Source organism: Colwellia sp. TT2012 (genome assembly GCF_001440345.1).
GTDB lineage: Bacteria > Pseudomonadota > Gammaproteobacteria > Enterobacterales > Alteromonadaceae > Colwellia.
Window position 1 is genome coordinate 1 of the sequence record NZ_LJYX01000025.1, and the last position, 20,424, is coordinate 20,424.

15 protein-coding genes are annotated in these 20,424 nt (G+C 38.2%); 8 read left to right on the plus strand and 7 right to left on the minus strand.

Annotated elements, in window-relative coordinates; all coding sequences use genetic code 11:
• Positions 1 to 417: DDE-type integrase/transposase/recombinase (locus tag ASU03_RS17585; protein WP_157465954.1), on the plus strand; the 417-nt coding region annotated here is incomplete at its 5' end.
• A gap of 5 nt (positions 418 to 422) precedes the next feature.
• On the opposite strand, the gene ASU03_RS17590 is transcribed toward ASU03_RS17585, so the two are convergent.
• Positions 423 to 1,133, minus strand: coding sequence for a hypothetical protein (locus ASU03_RS17590; protein ID WP_057833096.1), 711 nt, complete (start codon positions 1,131 to 1,133; stop codon positions 423 to 425).
• A 523-nt stretch (positions 1,134 to 1,656) separates the two neighbouring features.
• Here ASU03_RS17590 and ASU03_RS17595 point away from each other — a divergent pair.
• Together ASU03_RS17595 and ASU03_RS20910 are read left to right on the plus strand one after the other, a co-directional pair.
• Positions 1,657 to 2,328 (plus strand): PEP-CTERM sorting domain-containing protein, encoded by a 672-nt coding sequence (locus ASU03_RS17595; protein WP_057833097.1) that lies wholly within the window; start codon positions 1,657 to 1,659, stop codon positions 2,326 to 2,328.
• Positions 2,329 to 2,464: 136 nt separating this feature from the next.
• Positions 2,465 to 2,632 carry a hypothetical protein gene (locus ASU03_RS20910; protein WP_157465955.1) on the plus strand — a complete coding sequence of 56 codons (168 nt, stop codon included), beginning with the start codon at positions 2,465 to 2,467 and terminating at the stop codon, positions 2,630 to 2,632.
• 211 nt (positions 2,633 to 2,843) lie between these two features.
• On the opposite strand, the gene ASU03_RS17600 is transcribed toward ASU03_RS20910, so the two are convergent.
• The 3 genes from ASU03_RS17600 to ASU03_RS17610 form a co-directional block, all read right to left on the minus strand.
• On the minus strand, positions 2,844 to 3,818 hold the full coding sequence (locus ASU03_RS17600) for a transposase (RefSeq protein WP_057833098.1): 975 nt from the start codon (positions 3,816 to 3,818) through the stop codon (positions 2,844 to 2,846).
• A gap of 132 nt (positions 3,819 to 3,950) precedes the next feature.
• Positions 3,951 to 4,628, minus strand: a complete 678-nt coding sequence (locus ASU03_RS17605) for a TolC family protein (RefSeq protein WP_231731632.1) — start codon at positions 4,626 to 4,628, stop codon at positions 3,951 to 3,953.
• 174 nt (positions 4,629 to 4,802) lie between these two features.
• Positions 4,803 to 5,159, minus strand: a complete 357-nt coding sequence (locus ASU03_RS17610) for a hypothetical protein (protein WP_057833099.1) — start codon at positions 5,157 to 5,159, stop codon at positions 4,803 to 4,805.
• A 353-nt stretch (positions 5,160 to 5,512) separates the two neighbouring features.
• Here ASU03_RS17610 and ASU03_RS17615 point away from each other — a divergent pair, with 353 nt between their 5' ends.
• Positions 5,513 to 5,953 carry a DUF4399 domain-containing protein gene (locus ASU03_RS17615; RefSeq protein ID WP_057833100.1) on the plus strand — a complete coding sequence of 147 codons (441 nt, stop codon included), beginning with the start codon at positions 5,513 to 5,515 and terminating at the stop codon, positions 5,951 to 5,953.
• 767 nt (positions 5,954 to 6,720) lie between these two features.
• Here ASU03_RS17615 and gorA read toward each other — a convergent pair.
• Positions 6,721 to 8,088: a glutathione-disulfide reductase gene (gene gorA, locus ASU03_RS17620; RefSeq protein ID WP_057833169.1), complete on the minus strand. Its 1,368-nt coding sequence runs from the start codon at positions 8,086 to 8,088 to the stop codon at positions 6,721 to 6,723.
• A 172-nt stretch (positions 8,089 to 8,260) separates the two neighbouring features.
• Entirely contained in the window at positions 8,261 to 12,835 is a 4,575-nt protein-coding gene (locus ASU03_RS17625) for an EAL domain-containing protein (RefSeq protein WP_057833101.1), read from the minus strand.
• 249 nt (positions 12,836 to 13,084) lie between these two features.
• On the opposite strand from ASU03_RS17625, the gene prlC reads away from it, so the two are divergent.
• The 4 genes from prlC (at position 13,085) to ASU03_RS17645 (ending at position 18,883) form a co-directional block, all read left to right on the plus strand.
• Complete coding sequence (prlC, locus tag ASU03_RS17630; protein WP_057833102.1) at positions 13,085 to 15,136, plus strand: oligopeptidase A; 2,052 nt, start codon at positions 13,085 to 13,087, stop codon at positions 15,134 to 15,136.
• Between the two features lie 146 nt (positions 15,137 to 15,282).
• Positions 15,283 to 16,014: a DNA-3-methyladenine glycosylase I gene (locus ASU03_RS17635; protein WP_057833103.1), complete on the plus strand. Its 732-nt coding sequence runs from the start codon at positions 15,283 to 15,285 to the stop codon at positions 16,012 to 16,014.
• Between the two features lie 77 nt (positions 16,015 to 16,091).
• Positions 16,092 to 17,654 (plus strand): MBOAT family O-acyltransferase, encoded by a 1,563-nt coding sequence (locus tag ASU03_RS17640; RefSeq protein ID WP_057833104.1) that lies wholly within the window; start codon positions 16,092 to 16,094, stop codon positions 17,652 to 17,654.
• Positions 17,655 to 17,668: 14 nt separating this feature from the next.
• Positions 17,669 to 18,883, plus strand: a complete 1,215-nt coding sequence (locus tag ASU03_RS17645; protein ID WP_157465956.1) for a hypothetical protein — start codon at positions 17,669 to 17,671, stop codon at positions 18,881 to 18,883.
• A 56-nt stretch (positions 18,884 to 18,939) separates the two neighbouring features.
• Here the strand turns inward: ASU03_RS17645 and ASU03_RS17650 are convergent, their stop codons facing one another.
• Complete coding sequence (locus ASU03_RS17650) at positions 18,940 to 20,370, minus strand: mannose-1-phosphate guanylyltransferase/mannose-6-phosphate isomerase (RefSeq protein ID WP_057833106.1); 1,431 nt, start codon at positions 20,368 to 20,370, stop codon at positions 18,940 to 18,942.
• Positions 20,371 to 20,424 lie beyond the last annotated feature (54 nt).

A 20,424-nucleotide genomic window follows, 5' to 3' on the forward strand; every position in this document is an offset into this window, starting at 1 on the left:
ATTGGTTGGGCAATGTCCCAATCACCTGATACGGCATTAACAGCCAAAGCATTATCAATGGCATTTGAATCGCGTGGCAGACCTAAAGGCGTGATGTTTCACTCTGATCAAGGCTGTCACTATACCAGTAAAAAGTACCGCCAATTATTATGGCGATACCAAATAAAGCAAAGCATGAGTCGTCGTGGTAATTGTTGGGATAATGCGCCAATGGAACGATTTTTTAGAAGTTTTAAATCGGAATGGATGCCAACAGTAGGTTATAAATCTTTTAATGAAGCGAAATCTGCTGTGGTTAATTACATTACTGGATATTACAGCAAAGTCAGGCCTCACAGTTATAATGGTGAATTAACACCGAATGAGTCTGAGCGAAGATATTGGAAAACTTACAAACTCGTGGCCAATATTACTTGACCACTTCAGGCTAGTTGTAACCAGTCATCACTGCTGAATCCTAATTGCTGCAATAGTGGAAACGCTTGTTGGTTAATATAACCACGCTTATCTTCCCTCATTATTTTGCCGGTTTCTTCTACTAACGTTAAGTAATCTAGTAATGAAAAGGCAATGCCTTTAGGGCTTTGTTTATGCTCATCACCGATAAAACCCAGCAAAGGTTTAACGGCAAATGGCAATTGGTTTTTATCCTCGTTATCACTGGCTTTATCGTGAATACGCTCAAATATTGAGGTATATTGCGCGCTATTAACCGAAGTAGCCATTTTGGCTCTAATAGGATTTAAGTCAACATAAGCCATGCAGGCTAACACCGATTTTTCATCTAATAATGCTTGTGATTTAAAACGGCCTTCCCAAAACCGTCCCTTACAGGCATCTTCTTTATTGGCTTTGCGTGCCATATATTCATTCAAATTTCGCATAAACCATGACAAGTCAGCCAAACGGGCACGCCACTCATTGATAATATCTCGTGCTTTATCGGCCTCAGCTTTGCAGCTGCAATGACCCGCTTGCAATCGATTAACCAAGGGATGGTTATGATAAAGCTGCAACCAACGTTGGCATACCTCTTCATCACTCCATGCTTTAGATTCTGTCTCATCAACATAAACCACTAAATGGTAATGATTTGACATCACCGCGTAGGCGGCGATATCGATAGCAAACACTGAACTTAAAAATCGAATTCTGTCTACCTAACGACGGTGTTCATAATTTTGTTAGCTGTAAGGGTCAACACCACAAAGGTAAGCACGGCGAACACAGCGTGAAATCAAATGATAATAACGGGTATATTGCAAGGAAACTTGCTTACTGCGAGATTGAGTCATTTCAGGCACCTTAGTTAATAAAATTGTACGGATTTATTAACTATCAAGCCTGACTTTTAATTAACCAGTTTATGGATGTCCCACTGTGGGTGATGAATTATAAACGTATGTGTTAAATCCTTAAGTTAATGACATTGCTAAGCACAAAGCGGTCGTAAGCCTCCTTTTAATTTAACTGGTGAGTAACTTTTTAGTGTCAGTTATTTTTACAGAGTTTATTAGACTACAAGTCACGAAAACAAAACTCATTTAAAATCAATCATTTAATTTATTGGCACGTTATATGCTTAAGGCATGTGAGAATTCATCATATCAATACTATACCCATTTTTAATGGAAAGTAATTACAGGACTTTTTTAAATGAAATTTAAATTTTTAAATATGACTTTGGCAGCTTTACTTTTCTCTGTCAGCAGTTTAGTTAGTACTGCTAACGCAGGGTTATTTCTCGTTGAGCAATATGACGACTTTTGGTCTACGGATGTTAATCAATTGAAGGACTACGCTGATAATAATATTGCGAGCTCGTCTGCATTATGGGGCGCTATCGATTTTACAGATGATCCAGATGGTTTTGCTGGAGATATTGCAGGAAGCAATCCTTGGCCTTCAGCAAATGGAGCAATTGGAACCGGACAAGCTATAAACCAGACGTTTTTCGCCAAGATTACCGGAGATTTTTTCACCAGTGTAGCAGATACTTATTTCTTTCAGACTTACAATGATGACGGTGTCTTTGTATTTATAGATGGTGAGCTTGTTATTGATGATTCGAGCCTACATCCAGAACGACGTTTTGAAGGTTCAAAATCTCTTGATGTTGGCTCTCATTCTGTTGAGTTATATTTTTTCGAGAATAGTGGGGAAGCATCCCTAGAGTTTAGTATTGCTGATTCTTCTCGAAATTTTATGCATTTTAACGATCCCCAAGGTGCTGTCAGCCTAACAGCTACTAGTGTTCCAGAGCCATCAACACTTGCTATTTTTGCATTAGGAATGATGGGTTTATCTGCACGTCGTTTTAAAAAGTAATAACGTTAAAAAGTTTTATGAATCTTTGAAGTACCTATTTAGGTAATGCCGATCAGTTAGGAAATCTTTAAGATCCATTAACCGATCTTCTGGTTAGGTTATAAAGGCTTCTGAATTTATTCAGGAACCTTTTCTTTTGCAGCTATCTACCGCTTTATCACAAGTTTCACAAAACAATTTCACCGAGTTTACTGCACTAAGTGAGCTATTAGAGCCTAACCTCGTTGCTGATGCATTAGCACAATCTGGAGTTGCTAAAGCAGAAAAGAACAGAATACAGAAAAAACAGAAGACACCCCTCTAAAAACAATCACCATAAATTATCACAAGCCCTTTAATATTCATCATTAAAATCACCTGATATCTTGATTTTTATATGAACAAAAAATAAATTATTGAGAGGTTTGGATAAAATATGATATTTGATAAATTTTAGGCGTCATTAAGCTTTAATTCTCAATAAATAAGCTTAATTGGTTATGACTTTTTGTGATGTTTTTGGTTATAAAGTGATGCTAAGCAAATAGCTTTTGACAAACAGACACTGCTGCACGTTTTTTAAGGTGTTGATGCTGGCAAAACTCCGTTAACGCTTCGGGATTACCCACTGCGCCATGAAATACCTTTCTAAATTGTGTGGTTAATATTAGCCAATTTTCAGTGCTGATGTTTAATCGCGTTAATATGTTAGGCAGGTTATTGTCAATATAACCACGCTTATCTTCTCTAATGCAACGACCCGTTAAGTCGACCAGTTCAATATAATCGTTTAGCTCAAATGTTAAGCCTTTTGGGGCGTTTTTTCGGGGATTACCAATAAAGGGGAATAGTACTTTGGGTTGTTTTGCTTTTTTAGCCGCACTTATACGTTGTTGAATACTGGTGTGATTAGATGTTTCGGGGCTTATGGCTATATTGGCCCGTATTGGGTTTAAGTCAACATACGCCATACAGGCTATAATAGCGGCTTCATCCAGTAAGGCTTGAGATTTAAAGCGACCTTCCCAGAAGCGTCCTGTGCATTTATCTTCTTTGTTGGCTTGTACGGCAATGCTTTCATTTATAATGCGCATAAACCAACTGATATCGGTTAACCGGGCTCGATACACCTCTGCGGTTTCTTCCAGTATTTGTTGCAGAGGCTTAATCAGTTTATCACCACGTAAGTATTGTTGAGTGATTAATGTGCCTTTGAATAACTGATGCCAACGGGTGATAACTTCATGTAATGACCATATTTTGGCTTGTTCAACATCAACATATAAAACAATATGGGTATGATTACTCATTACCGCATAAGCACATACATCAATGGCAAAGGTTTGGCTTAACGCTAATAGTTTATCTTCAACCCAACCTCGCCTGTGCTCATAACTTTGCCCTGTCACTTTATCTTCGCCACATAAAAAAGCACGACGAACACAACGAGAGATACAGTGATAATAACAGGTATCAATTAAACTGATTTGCTGTTTTCTTGCTGTTGCCATAGTAACCTCAACCTTATTTTATTGCTGATTAAATAAGCATAGTTGAGGCTTTTGTTTATTTCCATTGGGAGGGGTGTCTTCTATTTAATTAATTGGGAGGGGTGTCTTCTATTTATTCTATTTATTTTCTATTTATGTTACTCCCAAGCCCTGCTCTGGATACACTTGAGTATTCGGACGCCAGTCAGGCAGTAGTTCATTAACTTCCGCTTGATCTTGGCTTAATTGTGCTTGTATTTTCGCGGTTTTATTAAGTACTTGTGATAAATTCAAGAAAGTTAATTCAGCATCAACCTGACCAAGATCGCCAACCTTCAGCCTTTTAGTAACAATGTTGAGCAGAATTTCTAATTGTTGCTCCTGCTCAAAAGTAAGTACCGATTTGTCCGTGGCAAGTTGCCAATTTATCAATGCTTTTAATGCTTGGGCTTTTTTTTGCGCTACGGCGTAAGTAAATTCTTTACTGGCTGCAGTTAATATTTTATCGTCAATGGCGGCATTAACTGCCTGTTTATCCCACAAGTCAATGGTCTGGCTAATACCGATATTAAAGTTATTGCCTTCACCTTCTCGCTCATAACCTGTCGACAATACCGGGTTATAAAGTGGTAATTTACTGCCCTGTGCTTTTGAAAATTCAGCATTCATAAGTTCACGCGCTGAGACAATATCAGGGTGTTTATTGATTTGCCGATCAAGCCAACCACTTGATAACGTTGTATTAGTAAAAGCAAAACAACTTACCGATAAGCTTGCCGAGTAACTAATGAATAAGGCTATTCCAGCAGATTTCACTGAGAAAAATTTCATAATAATCTCTTATACCAATCCGCATAAGAAAGTGTTCGCTTAGCGAGAATTCTTTATGCGCAATGGTATTAATTTAACAATAGAATGTCGCAACTAAGTCAACATAAGCTAACTTGATTTTTAGTTAAGCTTTAGGGATGAATAAAGTTTGTTGCGGGTAATTTTTAAATTAAATTAAGATATTGGGGGGCGTATAAGTTCTTCAATAAATCTCTTATCAAGAGCGTCAGTATAGAAATATTGATTTATGGTGATAAATTCAGGTTTCGGTAAAGCAGATTTGTTACTGACGCCCCATTGTGTGTGAGCGCCTTGACAATGACCACAATGATGACAATGATGACAATCTTTAATATTATGTTCGCTGTCAGATGATCCATCGAAAAGTGCGATGTCATCAACATCATGAGAATGTTCTGTTTGAATATGTTGAGAGTCAACTAGATGATTTTTATCTGAATTAGCCACAGCAGCATACGATTGCAATGCAATCAATAATACTAATACTAAGCCAAGCCAAGTGTTTTTCATCTGTATTACATTTACCCTAAAGATAAGAACCTGTGGAGGCAGATGTTAATCATCTCGCCTACCTCGCGATACATCAGTATTACAAGTTGTCTCAAAACATTAAAGTGCTATTAAGTAATGAAATGTAACCACCCTAGGACAACTGAATGATTATATTTTGAACTAGGGGTTTTGGTAGTGTATGAATGAGTCCACAAATAAATTTACCCTATTATGGTTAGAATAAATATTCACATAAAATTGTTATAACTATTGACTGGTGTATTGAGTACCGCTATTTTTATCACAACCCTATAAAAATCAATTAAAATAATCAATTGAAACTATTCTACTTGAAATAAGCGAATTATATTATGAAAAAAATCATCCAGTTCTCACTATTAACTTTGGCTTTAAGCCCTGTACTATTAACCTCTGAACTAGCTAACGCCAGCAGTATGCCGCAATCTGTTGCTCCAGCGAGTGCTAATGTTTACATTATTTCACCGACCGATGGTGCCACAGTGCCAGCTACCTTTACCGTAACGTTTGGTTTAAAAGATATGGGCGTTTCACCAGCGGGTATGGAGAAAAAAAATACCGGTCATCATCACTTATTAATCGATAAAGACTCGCTGCCAGCCTTTGATATGCCTATGGGTGGTGACGTTAAACACTTCGGTGGCGGACAAACACAAACGACTTTAACCCTGCCTAAAGGCAAACATACGCTACAGCTGATTTTAGGCGATCATCACCATATCCCTCACAAACCAGCAGTTGTTTCTAAGAAGATAACCATTACTGTTGAGTAAACTAGCTTTAAGTAAAAACCGTTAGATAAAACACATCGATAACAAAGCCCCCTAATACCTATGTTCAAATAAGTATTAAGGGCTTTTTCTTAAACAAGATTAACTAAATAAAGCGCTATACCTAGCTCGGTTATCAAGGTGACTCCGTAAATGATGGCGCAGGCTCTGTATTACACTTTGCTGCTAAATATCAATTTTATGGCCAATATAGTGACCAATCAAAAACAAGTAATATTTCCCAAGCAATTACGTTAGGTTACGAGACGAAAAAAAAGGGCACTAGTACTACAGGGATACAAAGTGACTATAGCTATACTTATGATGATAGCTCTTGGCAGCATAACACTGGTATTTACGATGTTGCTTGGATTGTCGGTTATAAATTATCACCACACAACATTATTTACGGCGGTCCATTTTATCAATGGGGTGCTTTAAAAGGCAATAAAAACGTTTCTAATATTACGAGTAAAAACCTCAATAGTAACGGCAGCAGTATCGGCGCGAATATAGCCATTGAACATCGATTTACTTATGGCTTGGGTATCGGCGCCGAACTGGTTTATTCAAGTAGCAATTGGGCTGGTTATCATTCATCGGATAGTGCTTTTAACTTTAAAATTGATTTTCAGTTTTAAAGTTAAAACGGCAAGAAGTTATACCACTTAGTAGCGAATGCTAACTGCATTCGCTGAAACCATAATAGCTCAGCACATGGATATAGTTTGAGCATAAAGGCGAGCAAGCTTACGTTTATGCTCTGTTACTTAATTCAAGGTAACAAACTCTTCCGCACTGGTAGGGTGTATGGCAACTGTGTTATCAAAATCAGCCTTGGTAGCGCCCATTTTCATGGCAACAGCAAAGCCTTGTATGAGTTCATCACTACCAAAGCCAATACTATGCAAACCAACTACTTTTTCTTCACTGCCAGCACAAATTAACTTCATGCGAGTAGGATCACGATAATCCTCGGTAATAGCTTGATAAAGCGCGGTGAACTGTGAGTTATATACGGTAATATTTTCTGCACCGTACTCAGCAATAGCCTCATCTTGCGTTAAACCTACGGTAGCTATAACCGGATGACTAAACACTACGGTAGCGATGCCAGAATAATCTAGATGTTCATCGGGTTTATTATTGAATAAACGTTCACATAAACGGCGACCCGCAGCAACAGCTACCGGTGTTAACTGCGCACGGCCAGTGTTATCTCCGACCGCATATATACCAGCGACATTAGTATTTTGATATTTATCCGTTTCAATAAAACCTCGATCATTAATTTCAACGCCAGCAGCCGCTAAATTAATATTGTCAGTAGCTGGCTCACGACCAATTGCCCAGACCAAAGTATCGACCGGTTCTAATGACTTACCATTAGTAAAATGAACAACTAAACGACCATCACTCAATTTTTCAATGCGTGCTGGTGTACTGTGATTGTGTAGCTTAGGACCATGTTTAGCCATGTGCTCAACTAAAGTATCACTTAACATGTCATCAAAACCACGCAATGGTTTCTCTTTGCGCACGACTAAGTAGGACTCTGTGCCCAAGGCTTGAAAAACACCGGCCAATTCAACGGCAATATAACCTGCACCAATAACAGCAACACTTTTAGGCTGCTCAGTTAGCGCAAAGAAACCATCCGAATCTATGCCATACTCGGCACCTTCGATATTAGGAATAACAGGTCGACCACCAGTGGCAATAGTAATGTGATCAGCGGTGATTAACTCACCATTTACTTCCACGGTATTTTTATCAATAAACTTGGCAAAACCCTTAATCACGGTGACATTATTGGCATCAAAACCACGTTGGTAAGCGGCATGAATTCGTTTTATATAAGCTTCGCGGTTGGCAACCAACTTTGCCCAATCAAACTGAGATTCGCCTTGATTTAGCTGCTGACCGAAACCGTAATCATTGGCATATTTTAAGGCATCGGCTATCTGCCCGGCATACCACATGGCTTTTTTAGGCACACAACCAACATTGACACAAGTACCACCAATATACTTGGCTTCAATAACGGCTGCTTTTTTACCTAGTTTTGCTGCGCGGTTAGCAGATGCTATGCCGCCACTGCCACCGCCAATGGCAAGGTAATCAAAATGTTGTATCATGGTATTACTCATTAGTTAGTGTAGTGTTTCAATTAGTTAATGTATTACTTAAATAGGATGTGGGCGCAAAAAAGGCTTTATTCAAGGAGAAAAGCATAATATTTATAGCCGTTCTCGGTACTTGGCTGCTAACGTTTGTAAATTTACTAGGGATATTAGTTATATCGAAAGGTCAAAAACCCCGAGTAGTAGAGATAATTTCTGTTTTATTTAACAACAGATTTTGCATGATTTTCTCCGGCGGTATTGGCTTACTGTATAAATACCCTTGTATATAATGGCATTGTTTGGCAACTAGATAGTGTAACTGCTCAACCGTTTCCACCCCCTCAGCAATGCAGTACATATTAAGCCTTTTGGCTAAAACTAACGTGGTATCCACAATCGCTTCATCTGCTTCATTAATACCAATGCCAGCAACAAAACTGCGATCTATTTTTATGATATCTAAGGGTAATTGTTTTAAATAAGATAATGAAGAGAAGCCTGTGCCAAAGTCATCTAGCGCTAAAACCACGCCAAGTTCCGATAGTTTGCGCATTGTGATTATGGCATTTTCAGGTTGTAAAATTAACACACTTTCTGTTATTTCAACACGTAAATTTTTGGCTGGCAATTGGTAACGCGCTAATAAATCGCTAATATATGTGACTATATCTGCTTCAACAAAGTGTTGTACTGATAAGTTTATCGACACATAAAAATCGGGTCGGATGGCATGCCACTCTTTTAGATGTTTACATGCCTGTTCAAGTGCAGACTCTGTCATAGTGATAATTAAATTTAGCTCCTCTGATAAAGGAATAAATTCATTAGGTGGCACTAAACCCGTCGGTGTTTGCCAACGCATTAACATCTCTACACCTACCGCCTTACCTGTATGCGCATCAATTATTGGTTGGTAGTGATTAATAAACTCCTTATTTTTTACCGCTAACTTTAACGCCGACTCCTTGCTTAAGCGCTCCATGGCTTCAATGTTCATTTGTGCAGTATAAAACTTAAAGTTATTTTTCCCTGCTTGTTTGGCATGATACATAGCAACATCAGCATGGCGTAACAACTCGTCTGAGTTATGGCCATCATTGGGATATACCGCAATGCCAATACTCGCGCCAACACTGACTAAATGGCCGCCTAAATCAATGGGTTTACCAATCGTTTCAATAATTTCATTGGCGATGCGGCTAAGTTGATTATTATTAGTAAAATTCTCCAACAAAACCACAAACTCATCACCACCTATACGTGCCACCGTATCATCTACCAGCAATACATCTCCTAATCGTTTAGCCACTTTTTTTAATAAAAAATCACCACTTTCGTGCCCTAAAGAGTCATTTACTTGTTTAAAGCGATCTAAATCGATAAAAAAAAGTGCCAATGATTTAGTTTTTCGGTGGGAAAAGTCTATTGCATGTTTAATGCGTTCAAGCAATAAAGTACGATTAGGCAATCCCGTTAAATGATCATAATTTGCTAATAGCCTTAATTCATTTTCGGCACTTTTTTGTGCACTAATATCCGTTAATACAAACAAATAATGCAAAGCGTTACTCACGGAGTTTCGGCCTACCGTCACATTGATAATAACGTGGTACTCCCCCTTATTAGGGGTATCGATTAACTCCTCGCCACGCCAATGTTCACCTTCGTTTAAAGACAGCATTAATTTACGGTAAAAACTGCGTCGTTTTTGACTAATACCTAATAATTTCGCATTAAAATCAAACTCTTCTTCGGGCCAATCAAAAACAACTCGCATTGATTGGTTTGCCGTTACTTTCGATATTTTTTCATCAATAATAAATACCCAGTCTTGAGTTTGCTGAAATGCATCACCGTAATATTGCGCGCGCTCTTCGTTAGCACGAGACTTGGTAATATTAGTATAAGAACCCGTAACTCTAATGGGATTATTATTAGCATCTACCGCGACTGTTTTTCCTAAGTCTTTGTACCAAAGCCACTGACCATCTGCTGTTTTCAAACGATAAGTACAAGAAAAGTTATCCTCTAAACTGGCGCTGCTAATAAATAATTGCCAGCTGCGAATAAAATCATCATGATCCTCAGGATGAATAAGGGCAATATGCTTTGAAAAACTATAAAATAACGCTTCTTCTTTGTAGCCTAAATCTAACACTATGCGTTTACCGAACATTAGATTTTCATCCGCTTGCCAGTCCCAGACCTCACTATTACTACCCGTTAAGGCTAGTTGTAAACGATTTTCTCGATACTTAACTTGCTCATGCGCATCAAGCAACAACTGTTGCTGGCCTTTACGATAACGATACCAAGTTAACGTCATTAGTAGGAACACAATGAAATAAAAAGCCAATGCCAAAGGTGAACGCCAAGGAGCAAAGCTGACGTTAAAGTTAATATGTACGGGAGTTGAATATTCTCCCGAGTAGGGTGACTTAGCCTGAATAGAGAAGGTATGCTTGCCTGATGCTAGGCTAGGAAAGGTAATATGGCCTTCTCTAGTTGCGGGGTAGTCAATATTATTTACCCCCGTCACATGATACTTATAACTGATGTTTTTCTCATTGCCATAAGAAAAGGTGGAAAAATCAATGCGAATACCTACATCATCATAGTGAAGGTTAATAACGGCATTATCTTCAATGATCAAAGGTAGGGCTAATTTGCGGGATAACAATGCTATAGCGGTCACTTTGACTTTAAAGTTTTCGCTATGGTGTACTTTTTTTAGTTTTAACGGATCGAAAATACTAATACCTTCCATTGAACCATAGACAAAACGACCATTAGGTAATCTTGCATAAGCCCTACCATTAAATTCAGTCGCGCCAAGGCCATCTTTACGGGTGAAATGACTGATATGTTGACTATTGGAGTCCAACATAAATAAACCATTATGGCTAGAGAACCAGATATCTCCTGCCTCATCGGCCATTACACCGTAAATATTATTATCAATAATAGAGTTGCCTTTATGGTAAAAATATTGCTCTTTAAAGTCAGGCAAGGTTAAACCAACCAGACCTTTACCACTAAAGCTCAACCACATAATTTGGTTTTTATCTATTGCCCAATTATCAATAGAGGTATATTCACCAGCCAGCACACCTTGCAACTTATAAAGCTGGATAAATTGTCGTGTATTCGCATTAAATCCCCATAAACCATCATTACTTGAAAGTAAAAACCAGTCGCTATCAGGTAAGGAACCTAATAAAGACAATAATTTTTCAGGAGGAAAAATTTCGGTAATTTCACTTAAAATATCGATTTCATCAGTGATTAAATTTATTTTAAAGACACCTTTTTCATTCACTAACCAGAGAAATTCGTCTTCTTTTATGATGTCATACTGCTCTACTGCAAGCAGTTGCTTAATTTCATCATTAAAGGGTAAGGCCAACTCTATCCTTTGCTTTTTATCAAATAGATAGACACCTTTAGCAGCTGAGATAAGGAGTTGCTCAGGTGTTAAACTTAGCAGGCTATAAAGGTGACTTTTGGTATATATACTTTTAGAGTCATTATTCACTAAGTATGGGGTAACACGCTGTTTTGCCTGATCAATTAAGTTCAAACCATTTGAAGTAGCAACCCAGAGAAAATCATCATTTAAGCCATCAGGTAAAATATGCCAAACTTCGTTATAACTTAAACTAGCTGCATGATTTTTTTTATAGCCGTAATTTTTAATTAATTCTCTTCTGGGATCCCATTGATAGGCACCCATAGCCCTTGAACCTAACCAAAAAACACCTTGATTATCTTTAATCAAGGTTGGTATGTTGTCATCGCTGATATTGTCAAAATAATCACTAAAACCAAACAAAAACTCACTGCTATTATTGACTGTATTAATCGAATACAAACCTTTATCAGCAGCTATATAAAGCGTTTTCCCATCAGATAATGTCTGCCATGCCGCCATATTTTCAATAAGTCGTTGGTAGTTGGGTAATGATGATTCACCGGCAATATATGCTTTAATATCTGCAACATTGATAGCAAAAAAGCCATCGTTAGAGCCTAGGTATAAGGTCTGATTAATATCCGCGTGTACGGTATATATTTTGTTGAGCTCTTCAATGTTCGACTGTACAGTGATATCAGCGGGTATTTGAGGTAATTTTTTCCAGTGATTTTTATCAATGTTATAGGCAAAAACACCTACCTGTGAGCCTATATACATGACTCCTTCATGCAATGACATTTTAAACAATGAAAGGTCACCGGCTAATTCTGCTGCCAAGTCTATTACTTGCTGGTATTCATTGGTAACTTGATTATAAAACCCGAGTGTTTTAGAGGTTAATAGCCATATTTTATTGTCATTACTGTTAAGCAGATCGGCAATATAATAGTTTGAATTGGGCGAGATTTTTATTGGTATATGTCGATAGATATTAGTTTTAGGGTTATAGCTATAAAGTTTTCGACCATCAACATTTAACCAAATCAAACCATTTTTATCTTCAAGTAACGTATAGATAGCAACATCTTCAAAATTATTATTTGGCCCAGGCAATTGCCTAACTTTATTACCATCATAAATATTGACGCCATTTTCTGTGGCTAGCCATATGAAACCGGTTTTATCTTGGATAATTGCATGAATACTACCCTGCGATAAACCATCATCAACAGATAGATGGTCTAAGGACAGATTTTCTATTACGGCATAACTGGTTGGTACCATGAAAAGGGTAAGTAATACACTTAATATTAATAACAAGGTAATAAGTAACTTCTTAAACATAATCACTCAATAACAAACTTAACAAAAAAAACCAACGGTGCTACAAACTATAACTTCTTTGTGTTTTTGTGCAAATGAAAAGTTAACTAAAAAGCGGCTGTTAACAGCAAGTTAACTTACTCAATAAAATAAAATGATAACAAGAGGTAATAGAGTAATAAATATTTTATAACTATATGCTGCAATTGCCTTGAATAAAGCCTCTCTCAGTCTTACATCACTAATAACATAAACTAATTTTTAAGTATCATGACCAATCCATTATTAGTATCTAGCGAACTGCCTGCCTTTGCAAAAATAAAACCTGAGCACGTAAAACCTGCTGTAGAACAAGCCATTAACGATTGTAAAAAAGTTATCGAGCAGGTTCTCACTGACAATGAGCTATTCACTTGGCAGAATTTAGTATTGCCCATTGATGAAGTAGACGATGTGTTAGCTAAACTTTGGTCTCCGGTGTCACATATGAATTCCGTGGTGAGTAGTGATGAATTGCGTGCAGCTTATGAGTCTTGTCTGCCACTTTTATCTGAATATGGCACTTTTGTTGGTCAGCATCAGGGTTTATATCAAGCCTACCTTAGCGTTAAAGAGGGTAAGCAATTTGAACAGCTCGATATAGCGCAACAAAAAGTAATAACCAATGCACTGCGTGACTTTAAGTTATCGGGCATAGCGCTAAATGATGAAAATAAAAAACGTTACGGTGAAATAAAGACGCGCTTGTCTGAACTCAGTTCAAGTTTTAGCAATAACGTGCTTGATGCGACCCAAGCTTTTAGTATCACCATTGAAAATAAAGAAGAACTAACAGGTCTACCTGAAAGCGCCTTAGCAGCAGCGCAAGAGTTAGCTAAAAGTAAAGATAAAACCGGTTACAGTTTCACCCTAGATATTCCAAGCTACCTACCAGTGATGATGTATTGTGATAATACTGACTTACGTGAACAGCTTTATACTGCCTTTGTTACCCGTGCCTCAGATCAAGGTCCTAACGCCGGTGAGTTTGATAACAGCAGCATTATGAATGAATTACTAAGCTTGAGACATGAGCTAGCGATTTTGCTCGATTTTGACAACTATGCCCAACACTCATTGGCAACCAAAATGGCAAACTCTACCCGTGAAGTGATGGCCTTCCTGGAGAACTTAGCCCTTAAATCACAACAGCAAGGTAAGCAAGATTTTAAAGAACTAAGCGACTTTGCTGCCAGTGAGTTCAAGCAAGATAACTTACAGGCCTGGGATTTGGCTTATTACAGCGAGAAATTAAAACAAAGTCGCTACGCCATTTCAGATGAAGAATTACGCCCCTACTTCCCGAAAGACAAAGTTGTCTCGGGTTTATTTGCCGTAGTGCATAAATTATTTGGTCTAACTATCAAACACCGAGCGGGTGTTGATGTTTGGCATGACGATGTTAACTTCTATGACATAGTTGATAAAGCCGGAGAAAAACGTGGTAGCTTTTATTTAGACCTTTATGCGCGCGAGAAAAAACGCGGTGGTGCCTGGATGGATGACTGTGTCGGTCGCAGCCAGAAAGCTGATGGTTCGATTCAATACCCAGTTGCCTATTTAACCTGTAATTTTAATGGCCCTGTAGGCGATAAACCGGCGTTATTTACTCATGATGAAGTAGTTACCTTGTTCCATGAGTTTGGTCATGGTATTCACCATATGTTAAGCCAAATAAATGCTAGCAGTGTTGCCGGTATTAATGGCGTGCCTTGGGATGCGGTTGAGCTTCCTAGTCAATTTTTAGAAAACTGGTGCTGGCAACCCGAAGCGTTAGCCTTTATTTCTGGTCATTTTGAAAGTGGTGAACCCTTACCTCAAGAAATGTTAGACAAAATGCTAGCAGCCAAAAACTTCCAATCGGCCATGCAAATGTTGCGTCAAGTCGAATTCAGTATCTTCGATTTTACCATGCATGAAAGTTATAATGCCAAAGCATCAAACAATGAAACACACATTCAACAAGTGCTCGATAGTGTTAGAAAGCAGTACTCAGTAGTCAAAGCACCTGAATTTAATCGCTTCCAACACGGTTTTAGTCATATCTTTGGTGGTGGTTATTCTGCCGGCTATTACAGCTACAAGTGGGCAGAAGTATTATCGGCTGATGCCTTTAGTTTATTTGAAGAGCAAGGTATCTTCAATGAGCAAACTGGACAATCATTCTTAACGAATATCCTTGAGAAAGGTGGCAGTGAAGAGCCGAGTGAATTATTCCAAAAATTCCGTGGCCGAGCACCTGAGATTGAGGCTTTATTACGTCACTGTGGTATTGAAGCGTAACGAGCCGTTAGCGAAAAGCAAGCTCTCGCATTAACAGCACCTTAGCCTAAACCAGAGGCTAAGGCATAATACCGGCTTCCGCTCAGCGAATGCAGGAGTGCGGGAATGACACCACTTAGCAATACATTTGCCTTTATGAAGAAGTTATGACTCACGAATCATTTAAATCATTATTTAAACGCGCTGCCGAACGAAAAGGTGGTGTTCCTGCACTTAAGGTTTTATTAGGGAAAAAAATCCTTGGTAAGAAGTTACTCGATGATACCGCAGCACAACAAAGTATCGCTGAGTTAAGCGATGACCGTATCCTTGCCGCTTTTACCAAACAAATTTTCAAATCAGGTTTTGTCTGGCGAGTGGTCGAAAAAAAATGGCCGGACTTTGAAGAGCATTTTTTCAATTTCAACCTGGAAAAGATAATGATGATGCCAGAAGAAATGTGGGAACGAAAAGCGGCGGATCCAAAAATAATTCGTAACTTTAATAAAGTAAAAACCATTCAAGCCAACGCACAAATGATGTTCGATCACCACATTGATACAAATACGAGTTTTGCCCAGTTTATCAACGACTGGCCAAGTACCGACATTATTGGTTTATGGGCTTACCTGAAAAAGCACGGTCAACGCTTAGGCGGTAATACCGGTCCTTATGCCCTGCGCTTGTTAGGTAAAGATACTTTTATTTTAAGCAGCGATGTTGAAGCTTACTTAAGAGCACAAGAAATTATTGATGGTGGTTTACAAAGTAAAAAAAGTTTAACTGCTATACAAGCACACTTTAATAAATTACAAAAAGAAAGTGGCTATAGCTTAACGCAACTGAGCCGATTGATTGCTTTTTCTTGTGGTGATAATTATGTGCAGATTGAGAGGTAAAGTGAAATCTAAAGACAATACATCGAGAAAAGATTAACATATTGCCCATTTGTAAATAGTCTTCATGGAAGATAGCTGTGTTATTCAATTCTGCTGAATTTATTTTTCTCTTCTTACCTATTAGTTTATTGCTATTCTTTTATCTCGCTAAGCGTTGGGGTAATGAGGTAGCAATCGCTAGCTTGGTTGTATCTTCATTATTCTTCTATGGTTGGTGGAACCCTAGCTATCTAGTTTTATTATTAATTTCAATGGCACTCAATTACCATCTTGGTAAACACCTCGGTAATAATAATAATAAAAAACGACTCGTTTTTGGCATAGCCCTCAATCTAGCCGCTATTGCCTATTTTAAATATGCGGGTTTTATCGTCTTTAACCTGAATGCAGTGATAGGTGAAAGTTGGAGTCTCGGCAATATCATTCTGCCCTTAGCCATTTCCTTCTTTACCTTTCAGCAAATTGCCTACTTGGTTGATTCGTACAAAGGCATTACTAAAGAATATAGCTTTTTGCATTACGCTTTATTTGTCTCTTTTTTTCCGCAATTAATTGCCGGCCCTATTGTGCACCACAAAGACATGCTGCCACAATTTTCTAGCTTCAAACGATATCAAATAAATAGTACTAACTTTAAAATTGGTTTGACCATTTTTGCTATTGGTTTATTTAAAAAAACAGTGTTAGCCGATGGTATTGCGGTTTATGCCAACCCGATATTTAATATTGCCGATGCTGGTAATAACGTCGATTTTTTTATGGCTTGGGGCGGCGCTCTGGCTTATACCTTCCAATTATATTTTGATTTTTCTGGTTACTCTGATATGGCCATAGGCTTGGCTAGACTGTTCGGCATTGTCTTACCACTTAACTTTTACTCACCTTATAAAGCCGCTAATATTGCTGAATTTTGGCGTCGTTGGCATATAACCCTATCTCACTTTTTAAGAGATTATGTTTATATAGCCCTTGGCGGTAATCGTAACGGTAAAATAAAACGTTATAGTAACTTATTTATTACTATGCTGCTTGGCGGTTTATGGCATGGTGCTGGCTGGAACTTTATTATTTGGGGTGCCTTGCATGGTACTTACTTGATGATTAACCTTGGCTGGCAAGCAATGAAGGTTAAGTATTCATTATTCACCGCTGAAAGTAAGCTTTATATTTTTACTACTTGGTTAATTACTTTTATTGCCGTAGTTATCGGTTGGGTGTTTTTTAGGGCGGTAACACTAGACGGCGCACTTATCATCATTAAAGGCATGCTTGGTTTAAATGGTATTGAAATACCCAATGCGCTTCTTGCACGTACAGGTTCACTCGGTGACATGTTGCAATCGTGGGGAGTAACACCATCCAACGGCGGTAAAGTATTTATAATGACTTGGTTGTGGAATAGTGTTTTATTAATATTTGTACTAACACTACCTAATATTCAAGATCTATTTTTCAAACAACAAGGTACATTAAGCAGGTTTAACTATGAAAGTCGAAGCACCTTTTGGCCTGCTAGGCAGTTAACTTTAAGCTTTACTTGGTCGGATACTCGCCAATGGGCATTATTCTCTGGCGCTTGTTTAGCCTTAGGTATGTTAACACTTTCACAAGTTAGTGAATTTTTATACTTTCAATTTTAGGTCTGACTGTCGTAATGAAATATATAAGCACATACTTCACCAGTTTCGCTATCGTACTTTTTTTCATAGCAACATTTAACTGGTTTATCGACCCTTTCGGCATGTTTTGGTCTCCGCAAATCGATAGAATTAACCAAATAAAACCAGAAGCTGGCAAACGTTCACGCATAAGCAAAGCCTATCAAGTGCATAAAATTAAACCACAAATATTAATTGTCGGTAATTCAAGAGTCGAAATGGGCTTGAACCCAACTAATAGACTCTTTACTGGGAAAGCTGTTTATAACCAAGGGATGCCGGGGGCTGGTATTGCCATGCAGGTTGATTATGCTATAGATGCCATTAACAACAACGACACCATAGAGCAATTACTTGTTGGCGTAGATTTTCTCGATTTCTTATTAAGCGAGCAACAGGTAACTAACTTCAAAGCCGAAATTCATCATCATACCCAACCAAGTTATGCCTTCCGACTAAATTCAGTTGGCAATGATTTTAATCCTGCTAGCTTTGCTCGTTTAAAAGAAAAGATGACCATGGTATTTTCTCTAGACGCCTTTAGCGCCAGCATAAGGACCATATTCCAACAAAGATCCATGGCTAGCAGCATAAACGCCCATGGCTTTAACAATGCTTTATCTTACGTTGCCATTATGGATAGCGAGGGAATAAAACCACTTTTCAGACAAAAGTTGCAAGAAATATCAACTCGACTAACAAGTAAATCATGGGTTATTAAAGCCCAAGAAACTACCCCATACTCGCCAGCTTTCGCCCATTTAGGTCGATTAATTAACATTACAAAAAAAAATAAAATTAATGTGATATTCTTTATCAATCCCTACCATTTCAGTTACTTACATACCTTAGCTGATAGCGGTCAATGGCAAAACTTTCAACTATGGAAACAGACCTTAGTACAGTACCTTAACCAAGTATATGGCAATGATTTTAACTTATGGGACTTTAGTGGTGCCAGTAATTTTGTTAATGAAGCGGTACCACTAACTAAGCCAAAACAACAAATGCAATGGTTTTGGGAGCCGGCACACTATCGTCAGGAATTAGGAGATATAATGTTAGCAACCTTACTTGCAAAGAAAAATAACGATAATATTCATTTTGGTAAGATACTGACTATAGAGAATATTGCAGGCTTACTCAAAACAAATCAAGCCTGCTTACAAGAGCATTTAGTACAGTGGAAAAATTTACAAAAAAACTTGTAAATAACATAAAGTGACCATTAATGTTAATAAACGCTAATGGTCTCAAGTTTAATCAACTATTTATTATCAGCGGTAATACGACCATATCTATCTTCAAAACGAACAATGTCATCTTCACCTAAATAGCTACCTGATTGCACTTCAATCATTTCTAAAGGCAGTATTCCTGGGTTTTCTAAGGCATGCACTGCACCAACCGGAATATACGCCGATTGATTCTCTGTCAACAATACTGTTTTATCATCTATGGTAACTTTTGCAGTGCCCGAAACAATGATCCAATGCTCGGCTCTATGATGATGCATTTGCACCGATAACTTAGCGCCAGGTTTTACCGTAATACGTTTTACTTGAAAGCGTTCACCCGCATCAACACTATCGTACTTACCCCAAGGGCGATAAACCTCTCGGTGAATAACAGCTTCAGATCGTTGCTCTTTTTTCAGTTGCTCTACAATATTTTTAACTTCTTGCACTTTATCTTTATTGGCAACCAAAATAGCATCATGAGTCTCAATTATCACTAAATTATCAACACCAACCGTTGCGATCAGTTTATGTTGACTATGGATATAACTATTAGTGGTGGTATGGGCAATGACATCACCTTTAATAACATTTTTATTGTTATCTTGCTGACAGACTTCCCACAATGCCGAATAAGAGCCAACATCACTCCACCCTGCGTCAAGAGGAATAACCACCGCTGCATCAGTTTTTTCCATCACCGCATAATCAATCGATTCACTGGCACAAGCCAAAAAAGCATCCTTATTAGGACGTAAGAAGTCTAAATCTAGCTCAACATCAGTCATGGCTTTTTGGCAGCTTTCAAAGATATCACCACGGTATTTAGTTAACTCTTCTAAATAACGAGAGGCTTTAAATAAAAACATACCGCTATTCCACAGATAATCACCTGAGGCTAAATACTCATCTGCTACATTTTGATTAGGCTTTTCAACAAATTGCTTAACCTCAAAAACACCTGAACTTTGTTCGGTACCCTTTTTAATATAACCGTAACCTGTTTCCGCATGAGTAGGCACAATACCAAAGGTAACTAACTTACCTTGCTGTGCTGAAATAGCTGCTTGCGCAACCGCCTGATGAAAAGCGTCTTTGTCTTGAATAACATGATCGGCCGCTAACACCAGCAACAAGGCATCTTTATCTTTTTCTAAGGCATGAATAGCTGCTAAGGCAACGGCAGGTGCGGTATTGCGCCCTTCTGGCTCAAGTAAAATAGTGCCTTGGCTTTGTGATAGTTGCCTAACTTGCTCTGCTACTAAAAACCGATGTTCTTCATTGCAAATAAATACTGGCTCTTGGCTATTTTCAGGCAAGCGTAAAAGCGTGTCTTGCAGCATACTGGTATCGTTAACTAAAGGAATGAATTGCTTAGGAAAAAGTGCACGGGAAAGAGGCCAAAGGCGTGTACCGCTGCCGCCACACATAATTGCTGGGTAAATTTTAGCTGAGCTCATGTTTATTCCGTCGATGAGATTATAATGCAGTAATACTAAGCTATCGTTATATCA